This window comes from Stenotrophomonas sp. YIM B06876, assembly GCF_030711595.1.
Lineage (GTDB): Bacteria > Pseudomonadota > Gammaproteobacteria > Xanthomonadales > Xanthomonadaceae > Stenotrophomonas.
On the sequence record NZ_JAUJUJ010000028.1, the window covers coordinates 24,353 to 38,926 of the forward strand.

The window sequence follows — 14,574 nt, forward strand, 5'->3', positions numbered from 1 at the left end:
CATGGCACATCATCACGAAGCCCGTGGTCCGGTCGGTCCTGCACCGCTGCCGCACCAGGTGGTCTACACCACGTTGCATTACGACACTCCGTGGTCGTACGAGAGCTACCTCAAGACCGGTGGTTACGCTGCGCTGCGCAAGATCATCGAAGAGAAGATCTCGCCCGAGCAGGTGATCGAGATGGTCAAGCAGTCCAACCTGCGTGGCCGTGGCGGTGCGGGCTTTCCGACCGGTCTGAAGTGGTCGTTCATGCCCAAGGGGACGATGCAGAAGTACATCCTGTGCAACTCGGACGAGTCCGAGCCGGGGACCTGCAAGGACCGTGACATCCTGCGTTACAACCCGCATTCGGTGGTGGAGGGCATGGCGATCGCCTGCTACGCCACCGGCAGCACGGTGGCCTACAACTACCTGCGCGGCGAGTTCCACCACGAGCCGTTCGAGCGTTTCGAGCAGGCGCTGGCCGACGCCTACGCCAATGGCTGGCTGGGCAAGAATGTGCTGGGCAGCGGCGTGGATATCGATATCTACGGTGCGCTCGGCGCCGGCGCCTACATCTGTGGCGAAGAAACCGCGCTGATGGAATCGCTGGAAGGCAAGAAGGGCCAGCCGCGCTACAAGCCGCCGTTCCCGGCCAATTTCGGCCTCTACGGCAAGCCGACGACGATCAACAACACCGAGACCTATGCGTCGGTGCCGGCGATCATCCGCAACGGCCCCGAGTGGTTCCTGGGGCTGAGCAAGACCAAGAATGGCGGCCCGAAGTGTTTTTCCGTCTCCGGCTGCGTGCAGCGCGGTGGCAACTTCGAAGTGCCGCTGGGCACGACGTTCGACGAACTGCTGGCGCTTGCCGGTGGCTTGAAGCCGGGCCGCAAGCTCAAGGGTGCGATTCCCGGTGGCGTCTCCATGCCGGTGCTTACCGCGGCCGAGCTGCAGGGCCTGCCGATGGATTACGACACCATCCGTGCACTGGGTTCCGGTCTGGGGTCGGGCGCCATCGTGGTGCTGGATGACAGCGTGTGCTGCGTCAAGTTCGCCTGCCGCGTCTCGCAGTTCTTCCACAAGGAATCCTGTGGCCAGTGCACCCCGTGCCGTGAAGGCACCGGTTGGATGCACCGGGTACTGGAGCGCATCGTCGCCGGCAAGGCCACGATGGAAGACCTGCACCAGTTGAAGGCGGTGGCCGGCCAGATTGAAGGCCACACCATCTGCGCGTTCGGTGAAGCGGCGGCATGGCCCATCCAGGGGTTCCTGCGCCAGTTCTGGGACGAATTCGAGTACTACATCGTCAACGGTCATTCGATGGTTGACGGCAAGAAGGTGGAGGCTGCTCTGGCATGAGCGCGCAACCGTTAGATTCCAACGTGACTCCGGCGATCGTGCCCGAAGGGCATGTGACCATCGAGATCGACGGCAAGTCGATGTTCGCCCCGAAGGGCGCGATGATCATCCAGGCGGCCGACAAGGCCGGCATCCCGATCCCGCGCTTCTGCTACCACGAGAAGCTGCCGATCGCCGCCAACTGCCGCATGTGTCTGGTCGACGTGGAGAAATCCCCGAAGCCATCGCCGGCCTGTGCGACTCCGGTGATGGACGGCATGAAGGTCCTCACCCGCAGTGAAAAAGCGCTCAAGTACCAGCGCAGCGTCATGGAGTTCCTGCTGATCAACCATCCGCTGGACTGCCCGATCTGCGATCAGGGCGGCGAATGCGAGTTGCAGGACGTGTCGCTGGGTTACGGCCGTTCGGTCAGTCGCTTCAACGAGCGCAAGCGCGTGGTTGCCGACGAGGACATGGGGCCGCTGGTCGCCACCGAGATGACCCGCTGCATCCAGTGCACCCGTTGCGTGCGTTTCACCGCCGATATTGCCGGTACCTACGAGCTGGGTGGCATGTATCGCGGCGAGAGCCTGCAGATCGGCACCTACGACGGCAAGCCGCTGACGACCGAACTGTCCGGCAACGTCATCGATGTGTGCCCGGTCGGCGCACTGACCAACAAGGTGTTCCAGTTCCGTGCCCGCCCGTGGGAGCTGACCGCGCGTGAATCGCTCGGCTACCACGACGCGATGGGTTCCAACGTGTTCCTGCACGTGCGCCGCGGCGAAGTGCTGCGCGTGGTGCCGCGCGACAACGAGCGCGTCAACGAATGCTGGCTGTCCGATCGGGACCGTTATTCGCACCAGGGCCTGTACAGCGACGACCGTGCGCTCAAGCCGCTGCGCAAGGTCAACGGCGAATGGAAGGAAGTGAGCTGGGCCGAAGGTCTGGCCGCGGCCCGCGAAATTTTCGATGGCAACCGTGGCGACGACCTGGGCGTGCTGGTGCATCCGTCGACCTCGAACGAGGAGGGCGCGTTGCTGGCCCGTCTCGCCGCAGGCCTGGGATCGACCAACATCGATCACCGCATCAACAACCGCGATTTCTCCGACGCTGCCACCGCCGAAGTCTTTGGCCTGCCGCTGGCCGGGATCGAAGGCGCCGACAGCATCGTCGTGCTCGGCAGCAACATCCGCCATGAGCTGCCGCTGCTGCATGCCCGCCTGCGCAAGGCGCAGACCACAGGCAACGCCAGCATCCACGCGATCAATCCGGTCGATTTCGATTTCGCGTTCAAGCTGGCCGGCAAGCAGATTGTCGCGCCGTCGAAGTTTGTCGACGCCCTCGGCAATACCGAGCTGCGCGAGGCGGTCAAGGCCGCCGGCAACGCGGTGCTGATCGTTGGTGCGATTGCCGAAAATCATCCGCAGGCCGCTGCGATCCGTGCCGCTGCGCGCGAGTTTGCCGCCGTCACCGGCGCCAGGCTGTGCCGCATTCCGCAAGGCGCCAACGCCGTGGGCCTGGCCCGTGCCGGTGTGCTGCCGGCCGGCAAGGATGTCAATGCAATGCTGGCGCAGCCGCGCAAGGCCTATGCCCTGTACGGGATCGAGCCGGGTCTGGATTTTGCCGACGCCGCCGCTGCACGCAAGGCGTTGGCCGGGGCCCAGGTAGTGGCGTTCAGCCAGTTCGCCTGCGTCTCGACCCGCGACGTTGCCGACGTCATCCTGCCGATCGGCGCGTTGCCGGAAATCGATGCGACCCTGACCAATCTGGACGGCTGCGAGCAGCTGGCGCGTGCCGGTGGCAAGCTGCCGGGCGACGCCCGCGAAGGCTGGCGGGTGCTGCGCGCGCTGGGTGGGGAAATGGGCCTGGCCGGTTTCGAGTTCACCGATCTGGCCGGCCTGCGCTCCAGCCTGGCACCGGTCACCGTCAACGTTGCGGCCTCCGCGGTGACGCCGGTGGCGGGCGAGGGGCTGGAAGTCGCCTCGACCGCGGCGATCTACCGCACCGATGCGGTGGTGCGCCGTGCCCAGGCGTTGCAGTCGCATCCGTTGAACAATGCCCCGCGCATTGTCATCGGCGCCGCCGACGCCGCACGCCTGCAGCTGGTCGAAGGACAGATGGCCAAGGTCGGCACCGATGCCGGCAAGGCGACCTTGCCGGTCGTGGTCGACGCGCGTGTCGCCACAGGCACGGTGTGGATTGAATCGGGCCACGGTGCAACCGCACCGCTGGGCGCCGCTCGGGTAACGGTGGTGGCTGCATGAACGAGTTGCTGTTGAATGCGGTCGATCCGCTGCACCAGTGGTTGCTGGCGCTGGGTGATATCGGTGCGCTGATCTGGATCGTGTTGAAGATCCTGGTCATCGCGGTGCCGGTGATCATCTCGGTCGCCTTCTATGTGGTCTGGGAACGCAAGCTGATCGGCTGGATGCATGTGCGCCACGGGCCGATGTATGTCGGCATGGGCATCTTCCAGGCCTTCGCCGATGTCTTCAAACTGCTGTTCAAGGAGATCATCAGCCCGTCCAGCTCGCACAAGGCGATGTACGTGCTGGCGCCATTGATCGTGCTCGCGCCGTCGTTCGCGGCCTGGTCGGTGGTACCGTTCGACTTCAAGATCGTGCTGTCCAACGCCAACGTCGGCCTGCTGTACCTGTTGGCCATGACCTCGCTCGGTGTGTACGGCGTGATCCTGGCCGGTTGGGCATCCAACTCGAAGTACGCCTTCCTCGGCGCGATGCGTTCGGCCGCCCAGGTGGTCAGCTACGAAATCGCGATGGGTTTTGCGATGGTCGGCGTGATGGTGGCTGCCGGCAGTCTGAACCTGACCCAGATCGTGCTGGCCCAGCAGGGCAACTCCGGGTTTTTCGACTGGTTCCTGCTGCCGTTGTTGCCGTTGTTCGTCGTGTACTGGATCTCGGGCGTAGCCGAAACCAACCGTGCCCCGTTCGACGTGGTGGAATGCGAATCGGAAATCGTCGCCGGCCACATGGTCGAATATTCCGGCGGTGCGTTCGCGCTGTTCTTCCTGGCCGAATACGCCAACATGCTGCTGATCAGTTTCCTGATCTCGATCTTCTTCCTCGGTGGCTGGTTGAGCCCGATCCAGGGTTGGGTCACGGCCGATGTGTCGCCGTGGATCAACTGGCTCTGGATGGGTGGCTGGCCGTGGCTGCTGCTCAAGGCGGTGTTCTTCGCCAGCTCCTACATCTGGTTCCGCGCCACGTTCCCGCGTTTCCGCTATGACCAGATCATGCGCCTGGGTTGGAAGGTGTTCATCCCGCTGACCATCCTGTGGATTGCGGTAACCGCATTGATGGTGTTCTACGGCGTGATCCAGAGAGGCATTTGATTCATGAATAAGGTCACCCACTATTTCAAGAGCCTGCTGCTGCTCGAGCTGCTCGCCGGTCTCTGGCTGACGCTGAAATACACGTTCAAGCCGAAGTACACGGTCATGTACCCGATGGAGAAGTTTCCGCAGTCACCGCGTTTCCGCGGCTTGCATGCGCTGCGCCGCTATCCCAACGGGGAAGAACGCTGCATCGCCTGCAAACTGTGCGAGGCGGTGTGCCCGGCACTGGCCATCACCATCGACTCGGCCAAGCGCGAGGACGGCACCCGGCGCACCACCCGCTACGATATCGACCTGTTCAAGTGCATCTATTGCGGCTTCTGTGAGGAAAGCTGCCCGGTGGACTCTATCGTCGAGACCCACATCCTCGAGTACCACTTCGAGAACCGTGGGGAAAACATCGTCACTAAGCCGCAGCTGCTGGCCATCGGGGATCGGCTTGAAGCCGAGATCGCCGAACGCCGTGCCGCTGACGCCGCTTTCCGCTGAGGTCGCGAGATGGATTGGGTAAATATCGCTTTCTGGTTCTTCGCGATCGTGGCCGGCATTTCGGCGGCCTCGGTGATCAGCGTGCGCAATCCGGTGTATGCCGTGTTGTGTCTGATCCTGACGTTCTTCTCGGTGGCCTGTGTGTGGCTGCTGGTTGGTGCCGAGTTCCTCGGGGTCACGCTGGTGCTGGTGTATGTCGGCGCGGTGATGGTCCTGTTCCTGTTCGTGGTGATGATGCTGGACATCGATCCGGACAACCTGCGCGAGGGCTGGGTACGCTACCTGCCGATCGGGCTGGTGGTGGCGGTGCTGATGCTGGTGCAGATCCTGATCCTGATCGGGGTCAAGGCGCGTTCGGTCACGCCGTTCCCGGCGGACAACGCCGCGGCGGTCGCCGCCGACACGTCCAACGTCACCTGGCTGGCGCGCAGCCTGTTCACCGAATACCTGCTGCCGTTCGAATTCGCCGCGGTGATCCTCACCGTGGCCGTGGTGGCCGCGGTGATGCTGACGCTGCGCCGGCGTACCGACACCAAGGCGCAGAATCCGGCTGAACAGACCCGGGTCAAGGCCGGAGACCGCCTGCGCATGGTGAAGATGGCCGCCGAGAAGCCGGTCAAGCACAGTGCGCTCAACCGCACCGAAGGGCACGGCAACGAGGAGGCCAAACCATGATTTCCCTGGGCCATATGCTCGGACTGGGCGCCGTGATGTTCTGCATCAGCCTTGCCGGCATTTTCCTCAACCGCAAGAACATCATCGTGTTGCTGATGTCGGTCGAATTGATGCTGTTGTCGGTAAACATCAATTTCATCGGTTTCTCCCGTGAGCTGGGGGATACCGCCGGGCAGCTGTTCGTGTTCTTCATCCTGACCGTGGCCGCGGCGGAAGCCGCCATTGGCCTTGCGATCCTGGTGACCCTGTTCCGTACCCGCCGCACTATCAATGTCGGCGAAGTCGATTCGCTGAAGGGCTGATTCGTAGATGGAAATTACTCTCTCCAAGAGTCTGTTGATTGCAGTGGTGCTGGCACCGCTGTTCGGCAGCATCATCGCAGGCCTGTTCGGTCGCCAGGTGGGACGCAAGGGCGCGCAGTACGTGACGATTCTGGGTGTGGCGCTGAGCTGCGCACTGTCGTGCTGGGTGCTGTATCAGCTGGTGGCGCAGGGCGCCAGCCCGTTCAACCAGAACCTGTACACGGTGTTCGAGGTCGGTGGCTACGCGGCCCACGTCGGCTTCATGATCGACAAGCTGACCGCGATGATGATGGTCGTGGTGACGTTCGTCTCGCTGCTGGTGCATATCTACAGCATCGGCTACATGTCCGATGACCCGGGCTACCAGCGGTTCTTCAGCTACATCTCGCTGTTCACCTTCTCGATGCTCGCGCTGGTGATGAGCAACAACTTCCTGCAGCTGTTCTTCGGCTGGGAAGCGGTGGGTCTGGTGTCGTATCTGCTGATCGGCTTCTGGTTCAAGCGGCCTTCGGCGATCTTCGCCAACATGAAGGCGTTCCTGGTCAACCGTGTCGGCGACTTCGGCTTCCTGCTGGGTATTGCCGGGGTCATGCTGTGGTTCGGCAGCCTCGACTATTCGGTGGTGTTCGCCAATGCCACCGCGGTGCTCGGCAGCGATGTCACCGGCCATGCGATGGTGCAGCTGTTCGCCGGGCACGAGTGGAGCGTGGCGACCATCATCTGCATCTGCCTGTTCATCGGCGCGATGGGCAAGTCGGCGCAGGTGCCGCTGCATGTATGGTTGCCTGACTCGATGGAAGGTCCGACCCCGATCTCGGCCCTGATCCACGCCGCCACCATGGTCACCGCCGGCATCTTCATGGTGGCGCGCATGTCGCCGCTGTTCGAGCTGTCCGAAACCGCGCTCAACTTCGTGCTGTTCATCGGCGCGACCACGGCATTCTTCACCGGCCTGATCGGCATCGTGCAGAACGACATCAAGCGGGTGGTCGCCTACTCGACGCTGTCGCAGCTGGGCTACATGACCGTGGCGCTGGGCGTATCCGCCTATTCGGCCGCGGTGTTCCACCTGATGACCCACGCCTTCTTCAAGGCGCTGCTGTTCCTCGGGGCCGGTTCGGTGATCATCGCCATGCACCACGAACAGGACATGCGCAAGATGGGCGGCCTGCGCAAGTACATGCCGCTCACCTTCGTGACCATGTGGATCGGTACGCTGGCGCTGGTCGGTACCCCGTTCTTCTCCGGCTTCTATTCGAAGGACACCATCATCGAGGCCGCGGCGCATCATGCGCACGAATCCTCGAGCTGGATTGCGACCTACGGTTACTGGGCGGTGCTCGGTGGGGTGATCGTCACCAGCTTCTACAGCTTCCGTCTGCTGTTCCTGACGTTCCATGGCAAGGAACGCTTCCGCGATGCGCATGAGGGCCATGGCCACGGCCATGACGACCATCATGGGCACGCACACGAACCGCATGAAACCCCGTGGGTGGTGACGGTGCCGCTGGTCCTGCTGGCGATTCCCTCCGTTGCCATCGGCTTCTTCACCATCGGCCCGATGTTGTTCGGCACCGACTGGGCCGGCGCACACGCGGCAGTGGCGATCCCGGGCCAGGCGATGTCGTTCTTCACCGGGGCGGTGGAGTTCCATGATCCGGCCCGCGACACCGTGGCCGCGCTGGGCAAGGAATTCCACGGTCCGGTGGCGTTCGCGCTGCACGGCATGATGATGCCGGCATTCTGGCTGACCATTGCCGGTTTCGTGCTCGCGGTCATCTGCTACCTGTGGAAGCCGGAACTGGCTGGCAAGGCGCGCAAGACGTTTGCGCCGCTGGTCCGGATTCTTGTAAACAAGTACGGCTTCGACAAGCTCTGGATCAATGGCCTGGCCGGTGGCGCGGTGCAGGTCGGCAAAGCCTCGCGAGCCTTCGATACGCATGTGGTCGACGGTGCGGTGGTCAACGGTTCGGCCCGGGTGGTCGAGCTGGCGGCCAACCTGTTGCGTCGTACCCAATCCGGTTTCCTCTATCACTACGCTTTTGCAATGATCATCGGCCTGATTGCCCTGTTGGGCGTGCTGATGCATTTCTGGCGTTGACCTGTACGGAATAAGAAGACGTGTCGAACTGGCCTTTACTGAGTGTTCTCATCTGGCTGCCGATCCTCGGCGGAGCCTTGATCCTTGCTGTACGCGATGCACAGACCGCCCGCTGGGCGTCGATGCTCGTGGCGGTGCTGACCTTCGTGGCCAGTCTCGCGGTGTACAGCGGCTACGACCCGGGTATCGATGCCCTGCAGTTTGTCGAGCAACGGGCCTGGATCCCCGCGTTCGATATCGGCTACAACCTTGGCGTGGATGGCATCGCCATCGCGCTGGTGCTGCTGACCACGCTGATCGGTGTGCTGGTCCTGGTCGGCGCCTGGGGGGTCATCGACAAGCGGGTGAACCAGTACGTGGCGGCCTTCCTGATCCTGGAAGGCGTGACCATCGGTATTTTCACCGCCACCGACGCGCTGCTGTTCTACGTATTCTTTGAGGCGATGCTGATCCCGATGTTCCTGATCATCGGTGTCTGGGGCGGCCCGCGCCGCATCTACGCCGCGCTCAAGTTCTTCCTGTACACCTTCCTCGGCTCGGTGCTGATGCTGGTGGCGCTGGTGTATCTGTACCTCAAAGGGGGCAGCTTCCAGCTGGCCGACCTGTATCAGCTGCAGCTGTCGGGCAGGGAGCAGACCTGGATCTTCTTCGCCTTCCTGATCGCCTTCGCGGTCAAGGTGCCGATGTTCCCGGTCCATACCTGGCTGCCGGATGCGCACGTGGAGGCGCCCACCGCCGGTTCGGTGATCCTGGCCGCCATTGCGTTGAAGATCGGCGGCTACGGTTTCCTGCGCTTCAATCTGCCGATCGTGCCGGATGCGTCCAGCGAATGGGCGTGGCTGGTGATCGCGCTGTCGCTGGTGGCGATCATCTATGTCGGCCTGGTGGCGCTGGTGCAGGACGACATGAAGAAGCTGATCGCCTATTCGTCGATCGCGCACATGGGCTTCGTCACCCTGGGTACGTTTATCGCCCTGTGGCTGGTGCGTGATGCCGGCAATCCGGACGCTGCGCGGCTGGGCTTGCAGGGCGCCATGGTGCAGATGGTCTCGCACGGCTTTGTGTCCGGCGCGATGTTCAGCTGCGTCGGCGTGCTGTATGACCGCCTGCATACCCGTCGCATCGCCGATTACGGCGGTGTGGCCAACGTGATGCCGTGGTTCGCCGCCTTCGCCATGCTGTTCTTCATGGCCAACGCCGGTCTGCCGGGCACCAGCGGTTTCGTCGGTGAATTCATGGTCATTCTGGCGTCGTTCCAGTGGCATCCGCTGGTGTCGTTGGCCGCTGCCACCACGTTGATCACTGCCGCCGGCTATTCGTTGTGGCTGTACAAGCGCCTGTTCTTCGGTGAAGTGGGCAATGCCCACGTGGCTGGAATGAAGGACATCAACGGCCGCGAATGGCTGGTCCTGGGTGTGTTCGCCGTGGGTGTGCTGGCCTTGGGTGTGTATCCCAAGCCGTTGACCGACCTGATGGAGCCTTCGATCGCGAAGCTGGCGATGCAGATTGCATCAAGCAAGCTGCTGTAATCGGGCCGTCGAGAGTATTGATTCCAGGATTTGATGATGACCACCTCGCCGCTGTTGCCGTTGACCACTGCTGACCTGTCGCCGCTCTCTCCCGAGCTGGTGCTGATCGGCAGTGCTTTCGCTCTGTTGATCCTCGATCTGTTCATCAGCGACAAGAACAAGATCTGGACCCATCTGCTGTCGCTCGCCGCGATGGCCGTGGTGTTCTTCATGCTGGCTGCCGGGGTAGGCGGGCAGGGGGAGGTCTTCCACGGGATGTTCGTCCGCGACAACGCCGCCGACGTGATGAAGACGGTGATCGTGCTGCTCAGCGGCCTGACCCTGGTCTATGGCTGGAGCTACCTGCGCCAGCGCAACCAGTACCAGGGCGAGATCGCGGTGCTGATCATGTTCGCCACTGCCGGCATGATGCTGCTGGTGTCGGCCGGCAGTCTGCTGATGGCCTACCTGGGGTTGGAGCTGCTGGCGCTGTGTTCGTATGCGCTGGTGGCCAGCAACCGTGACAACGGACTGGCGGCTGAGGCCGGCATGAAGTACATCGTGCTCGGTTCGTTGGCCTCGGGTCTGTTGTTGTACGGCATGTCGCTCATCTATGGCGCCACCGGCACCCTCAGCCTGCCCGGGATCCACGCCGCAGTGGCCCATTCCGACGAAACCCTGCTGTTGTTGACCGGCGCCACGTTCATGATTGCCGGCGTGGCGTTCAAGCTGGGGGCGGCGCCGTTCCATATGTGGTTGCCTGATGTCTATCAGGGCGCGCAGGCACCGATCGCGTTGTTCATCAGCTCGGCTCCCAAGCTGGCCGCGTTCGGCATGGCGTACCGGTTGCTTGAAGTCGGCGTGGGTCCGATGTCGGGACAGTGGCAGCTGCTGATCGCCGGCCTGGCGGCGCTGTCGCTGGTCGTCGGCAATCTGATGGCGATCGCCCAGGCCAACCTGAAGCGCATGCTCGCGTATTCCACGGTGTCGCATATCGGCTTCCTGCTGCTCGGCATTGCCGGGGGGGGCGAGCGCGGCTACGCCGCGGCGATGTTCTACGCCATCTCCTACGCGATCATGTCCACTGCCGCGTTCGGCGCGATCATCGCGCTGTCGCGCAAGGGTTTTGAAGCCGAGAACATCGAGGATTTCAAGGGGCTCAATGCCCGCAATCCATGGATGGCCGGGTTGGTGCTGTGCATCATGGCGTCGCTTGCCGGTATCCCGCCGTTCCTGGGATTCTGGAGCAAGTTGCTGGTGCTGGGCGCGGCCATTGATGGCGGCATGGTGTGGCTGGCGCTGCTGGGTGTGATCTGCGCGGTGATCGGTTGTTTCTATTATCTGCGCGTGATCAAGGTCATGTATTTCGATGAGCCGGTGGGTGAGCCCATTCCGGGACGTAATGACCGTGTGCTGGGGGTGGTGCTGGGCGTGAATGCGCTGGTGCTGCTGGTTGCGCCGCTGGCGATGAATCCGATTCTGGCCTGGTGCCAGAATGCATTCACACATATATCCTGATATTCGATACAAACGGAGAAGAATCATGTATTATTCCTCTCCTGAGTTGACGACGCAGCGGTTTCGCCAGAAACCCTAGACGTCCGAATCGGCCCGCAAGGGGTGATTCACCCGGTGGCAGTTGATTCGCCTTCCGTTACCTGCCACCTCGGCGGCAAGTAAAAAAAGAAGAAAAGGTGCTTGCAATATCCGCATCGTTCCTTCATAATTCCGCTTCTGCTGCGGGGTGGAGCAGTCTGGCAGCTCGTCGGGCTCATAACCCGAAGGTCGCAGGTTCAAATCCTGCCCCCGCTACCAGCTTCGAGTCGCGCCGGACTTCAATGGAAGTCCGGCGAAGATTCGGAAGGTTGGGCTCGCAAGAACGAGGTGTTCTCGTTGTTGCAACCGGAATCCAGTATTACCGGAGTTGTACCGGACAAGGGGCCCAGTGGGCCCTTTGTTGTTTCTGGAATACGGAAAGTTCGGCTGGGTAGCCCCAGTCTCCATCTATCGAATCAAGGCAGGCTGTGAGCGACAAAGCTACCGAAATCGCGAATCTGCTGGGCCCCACCGCGAAGGCGTTGGGGCTCGATCTGTTGGGCGTGGAATATCTGCCGGCCCCCGGCGGTGCGACGTTGCGCCTCTATATCGATGTGCCGCTGGACGAGCAGCCTGAACGCATCATCAATGTCGATGATTGCGAGCGGGTGAGTCGTGAAGTGTCGGCGCAGCTGGATGTTGAAGACCCGATCAGCGGCAATTACACGCTGGAGGTTTCTTCTCCTGGCGTGGATCGTCCGCTGTTCACGCTGGAGCAGTTCCAGCGTCATCTTGGCGAGTCGGCCAAGGTGGTTCTGAAGCTTCCACAGGACGGCCGTCGCCGCCTGCAGGGCGAGATCGCCGCGGTCGACCTCGAGCAGGCAACGGTGGCGTTCAGCGTCGACGGCAAGCCGTTCGTCGCCGCGTTCGACAATATCGACAAGGCGCGCATTGTTCCGGACTGGGCTGCACTTGGCCTGGCTCCGACCAAGCCTACCGGGCCGGCCCCAAAGCAGGCGGGCCAGGCAAAAAAGAAACCATCCAACCAGTCGGCGGCTGGCAAGCCGCGCGCGGAGTGAATGAATGAGCAAGGAACTTTTGCTGGTAGTGGATGCGGTCGCCAATGAGAAAGGCGTTCCGCGCGAAGTGATCTTCGATGCGATCGAGGCCGCCCTGGCTTCGGCCGCCAAGAAGCGCTATCCCGATCAGGATGTGTTGGCCCGCGTTTCCATCGACCACAAGGACGGCAACTACGAGACCTTCCGTCGCTGGGAGGTGGTGGCCGACGATGTGGTGATGGAGTCGCCGGATCGCCAGATCCGCTTGATGGACGCCGTCGACGAAGCCGATGACGTGCAGGTCGGCGACTACATCGAAGAGCAGATTGAAAACCCCGACTTCGGCCGGATTGCCGCGCAGGCTGCCAAGCAGGTCATTGTGCAGCGTGTGCGCGAGGCCGAGCGCCAGCAGGTGGTCGATGCGTGGAAGGACCGGGTCGGCGAGCTGGTGACCGGCGTGGTCAAGCGTGCCGAGCGGGGCAATATCTATGTCGACCTGGGCGGCAACGCCGAGGCGTTCATTCCCAAGGACAAGGGCATTCCGCGCGACGTGTTGCGCGCCGGTGACCGTGTCCGTGGCTACCTGGCCGAAGTGCGTTCAGAGCCGCGCGGTCCGCAGCTGTTCATCAGTCGCGCCGCGCCGGAATTCATGATCGAGCTGTTCAAGCTCGAAGTGCCGGAAGTGGGCCAGGGCCTGGTTGAAATCAAGGCCTGTGCCCGCGATCCGGGCGACCGCGCCAAGATCGCGGTGCTGGCCCATGACACCCGTACCGATCCGATCGGTGCCTGTATCGGTATGCGCGGTTCGCGCGTGCAGGCGGTGTCCAACGAATTGAACGGCGAGCGCGTGGACATCGTGCTGTGGAGCGAAAGCCCGGCCAATTTTGTCATCAACGCAATGGCGCCAGCCGAAGTGCAATCGATCATCGTCGATGAGGAAAAGCATTCGATGGACCTGGCGGTGGCCGAGGAGCGGCTGGCGCAGGCGATCGGCAAGGGCGGCCAGAACGTGCGTCTGGCCAGCCGCCTGACCGGTTGGCAGCTGAACGTGATGACGCAGGACCAGGTCACCGCGAAGTCGGAAGCTGAACAGGCTATCGGTCGCAAGCTGTTCATGGACAAGCTGGAAGTGGATGAGGAAATTGCCGGTATCCTCGTCTCCGAGGGTTTCAATACCGTCGAAGAAATCGCCTACGTGCCGGTCGGCGAGCTGCTGGCGGTGGAAGGCTTTGACGAGGATATTGTCGAAGAGCTGCGTGCCCGCGCCCGCGACGCGCTGCTCAACGAGGCGTTGGCGGTCGAGGAGAGCCTCACCGACGGCGAGCCGGCGGCAGATCTGCTGGCGTTGGACGGCATGGACGAAGCCACCGCATATGCGTTGGCCGGCCATGGTGTACGCACCAGTGAGGACCTGTCGGATTTGGCGGCAGACGAGATCCTGGAGTTCGGCATCGAGGACATGGACCTCGAGCGTGCCGCGGCGCTGGTTCTGGCAGCCCGCGCCGAGGAAATCGCCCGTCTGGAGCGCGGCGAATGAGCCAGCGATGAACATCGCCCTGATCCGCTCAGGGCTTAGACTCTGCGCTGCCTTCGCTTGTGTCGAGGGGGCGCCTACAAGATCATAGGATCCGAATGTCGCAGCAAACCACCATCCGCAAGCTTGCCGAACTGGTCAATACGCCGGTCGAGAAACTGCTTGAACAGCTTGCCGGAGCCGGCATGAAGTTCAGCGGTCCCGACCAGGTCGTGACCAGTACCGAGAAGGTGAAGCTCCTGGGCTTCCTCCGTCGTTCACACGGCAAGCCCGAGCAGCCCGCCGACAGTGCCGACGAAACCGCCAAGAAAGTCACTTTGAACCGGCGCAAGCTGCAGGAAGTGACCGTCAGTGCCGGCCGCAGCAAGACCACGGTCAATGTCGAGGTGCGCCAGAAGCGCACCTACGTCAAGCCGGCGGGTGGCAAGATGACCGAAGACGAAGAGCGCGCCGATATCCTGCGCAAGCTCGAAGAATCGCGTCAGCGCAACCTCGAGGAGCAGCGCCATCTGGCCGAGAAGGATCGCCTGCGCGACGAGGAGATCGCGCGCAAGCGTGACGAGGAAAATGCCGCGCGCGAGCGTGCCGAGGCCGAGCGCAAGGCGGCGGAAGAGGCGGCAAATGCCGCTCCCGTTGCAGAAAAGCCAGCCGCAGCGGCCAAGCCGGCGCGCCCGGCAGCGCCCGCTGCCGCC

12 protein-coding genes and 1 tRNA gene are annotated in these 14,574 nt (G+C 62.8%); all 13 read left to right on the plus strand.

What is annotated here, in order from left to right; all coding sequences use genetic code 11:
* The first annotated feature begins 1 nt into the window (after position 1).
* Complete coding sequence (gene nuoF, locus QZH66_RS11415; RefSeq protein WP_305806063.1) at positions 2–1,342, plus strand: NADH-quinone oxidoreductase subunit NuoF; 1,341 nt, start codon at positions 2–4, stop codon at positions 1,340–1,342.
* Complete coding sequence (gene nuoG / locus QZH66_RS11420; protein ID WP_305806064.1) at positions 1,339–3,588, plus strand: NADH-quinone oxidoreductase subunit NuoG; 2,250 nt, start codon at positions 1,339–1,341, stop codon at positions 3,586–3,588. Before nuoF ends, nuoG begins: the two co-directional genes overlap by 4 nt.
* Entirely contained in the window at positions 3,585–4,676 is a 1,092-nt protein-coding gene (gene nuoH, locus QZH66_RS11425; RefSeq protein ID WP_305806065.1) for an NADH-quinone oxidoreductase subunit NuoH, read from the plus strand. The genes nuoG and nuoH overlap by 4 nt, the downstream gene beginning before the upstream one ends.
* Before the next feature lie 3 nt (positions 4,677–4,679).
* Complete coding sequence (nuoI, locus tag QZH66_RS11430) at positions 4,680–5,168, plus strand: NADH-quinone oxidoreductase subunit NuoI (RefSeq protein WP_305806066.1); 489 nt, start codon at positions 4,680–4,682, stop codon at positions 5,166–5,168.
* Positions 5,169–5,177: 9 nt separating this feature from the next.
* Positions 5,178–5,843, plus strand: a complete 666-nt coding sequence (locus QZH66_RS11435; RefSeq protein ID WP_305806067.1) for an NADH-quinone oxidoreductase subunit J — start codon at positions 5,178–5,180, stop codon at positions 5,841–5,843.
* Positions 5,840–6,145, plus strand: coding sequence for an NADH-quinone oxidoreductase subunit NuoK (gene nuoK, locus QZH66_RS11440; protein WP_305806068.1), 306 nt, complete (start codon positions 5,840–5,842; stop codon positions 6,143–6,145). The genes QZH66_RS11435 and nuoK overlap by 4 nt, the downstream gene beginning before the upstream one ends.
* Positions 6,146–6,152: 7 nt before the next feature.
* A complete protein-coding gene (nuoL, locus tag QZH66_RS11445; protein WP_305806069.1) occupies positions 6,153–8,246 on the plus strand; it encodes an NADH-quinone oxidoreductase subunit L in 2,094 nt (697 codons plus the stop codon).
* Between the two features lie 20 nt (positions 8,247–8,266).
* The gene (locus tag QZH66_RS11450) at positions 8,267–9,775 is read left to right on the plus strand and encodes an NADH-quinone oxidoreductase subunit M (protein ID WP_305806070.1); all 1,509 of its coding nucleotides are present in this window, start codon (positions 8,267–8,269) and stop codon (positions 9,773–9,775) included.
* 36 nt (positions 9,776–9,811) lie between these two features.
* A complete protein-coding gene (nuoN, locus tag QZH66_RS11455; protein WP_305806071.1) occupies positions 9,812–11,272 on the plus strand; it encodes an NADH-quinone oxidoreductase subunit NuoN in 1,461 nt (486 codons plus the stop codon).
* A gap of 220 nt (positions 11,273–11,492) precedes the next feature.
* A tRNA-Met gene (locus QZH66_RS11460) sits at positions 11,493–11,569 on the plus strand.
* 209 nt (positions 11,570–11,778) lie between these two features.
* Positions 11,779–12,369 (plus strand): ribosome maturation factor RimP, encoded by a 591-nt coding sequence (gene rimP, locus QZH66_RS11465; RefSeq protein ID WP_305806072.1) that lies wholly within the window; start codon positions 11,779–11,781, stop codon positions 12,367–12,369.
* A 4-nt stretch (positions 12,370–12,373) separates the two neighbouring features.
* Positions 12,374–13,885, plus strand: a complete 1,512-nt coding sequence (gene nusA / locus QZH66_RS11470; RefSeq protein ID WP_305806073.1) for a transcription termination factor NusA — start codon at positions 12,374–12,376, stop codon at positions 13,883–13,885.
* Between the two features lie 95 nt (positions 13,886–13,980).
* The coding region (locus QZH66_RS11475) for a translation initiation factor IF-2 associated domain-containing protein (RefSeq protein ID WP_305806074.1) at positions 13,981–14,574 on the plus strand (594 nt) is incomplete at its 3' end.

Excerpts from the sequence above, each read along its gene's own strand:
- nuoF (WP_305806063.1), top strand. The coding sequence starts at position 2 with ATGGCACATCATCACGAAGCCCGTGGTCCGGTCGGTCCTGCACCGCTG.
- nuoG (WP_305806064.1), top strand. The coding sequence starts at position 1,339 with ATGAGCGCGCAACCGTTAGATTCCAACGTGACTCCGGCGATCGTGCCC.
- nuoH (WP_305806065.1), top strand. The coding sequence starts at position 3,585 with ATGAACGAGTTGCTGTTGAATGCGGTCGATCCGCTGCACCAGTGGTTG.
- nuoI (WP_305806066.1), top strand. The coding sequence starts at position 4,680 with ATGAATAAGGTCACCCACTATTTCAAGAGCCTGCTGCTGCTCGAGCTG.
- QZH66_RS11435 (WP_305806067.1), top strand. The coding sequence starts at position 5,178 with ATGGATTGGGTAAATATCGCTTTCTGGTTCTTCGCGATCGTGGCCGGC.
- nuoK (WP_305806068.1), top strand. The coding sequence starts at position 5,840 with ATGATTTCCCTGGGCCATATGCTCGGACTGGGCGCCGTGATGTTCTGC.
- nuoL (WP_305806069.1), top strand. The coding sequence starts at position 6,153 with ATGGAAATTACTCTCTCCAAGAGTCTGTTGATTGCAGTGGTGCTGGCA.
- nuoN (WP_305806071.1), top strand. The coding sequence starts at position 9,812 with ATGACCACCTCGCCGCTGTTGCCGTTGACCACTGCTGACCTGTCGCCG.
- nusA (WP_305806073.1), top strand. The coding sequence starts at position 12,374 with ATGAGCAAGGAACTTTTGCTGGTAGTGGATGCGGTCGCCAATGAGAAA.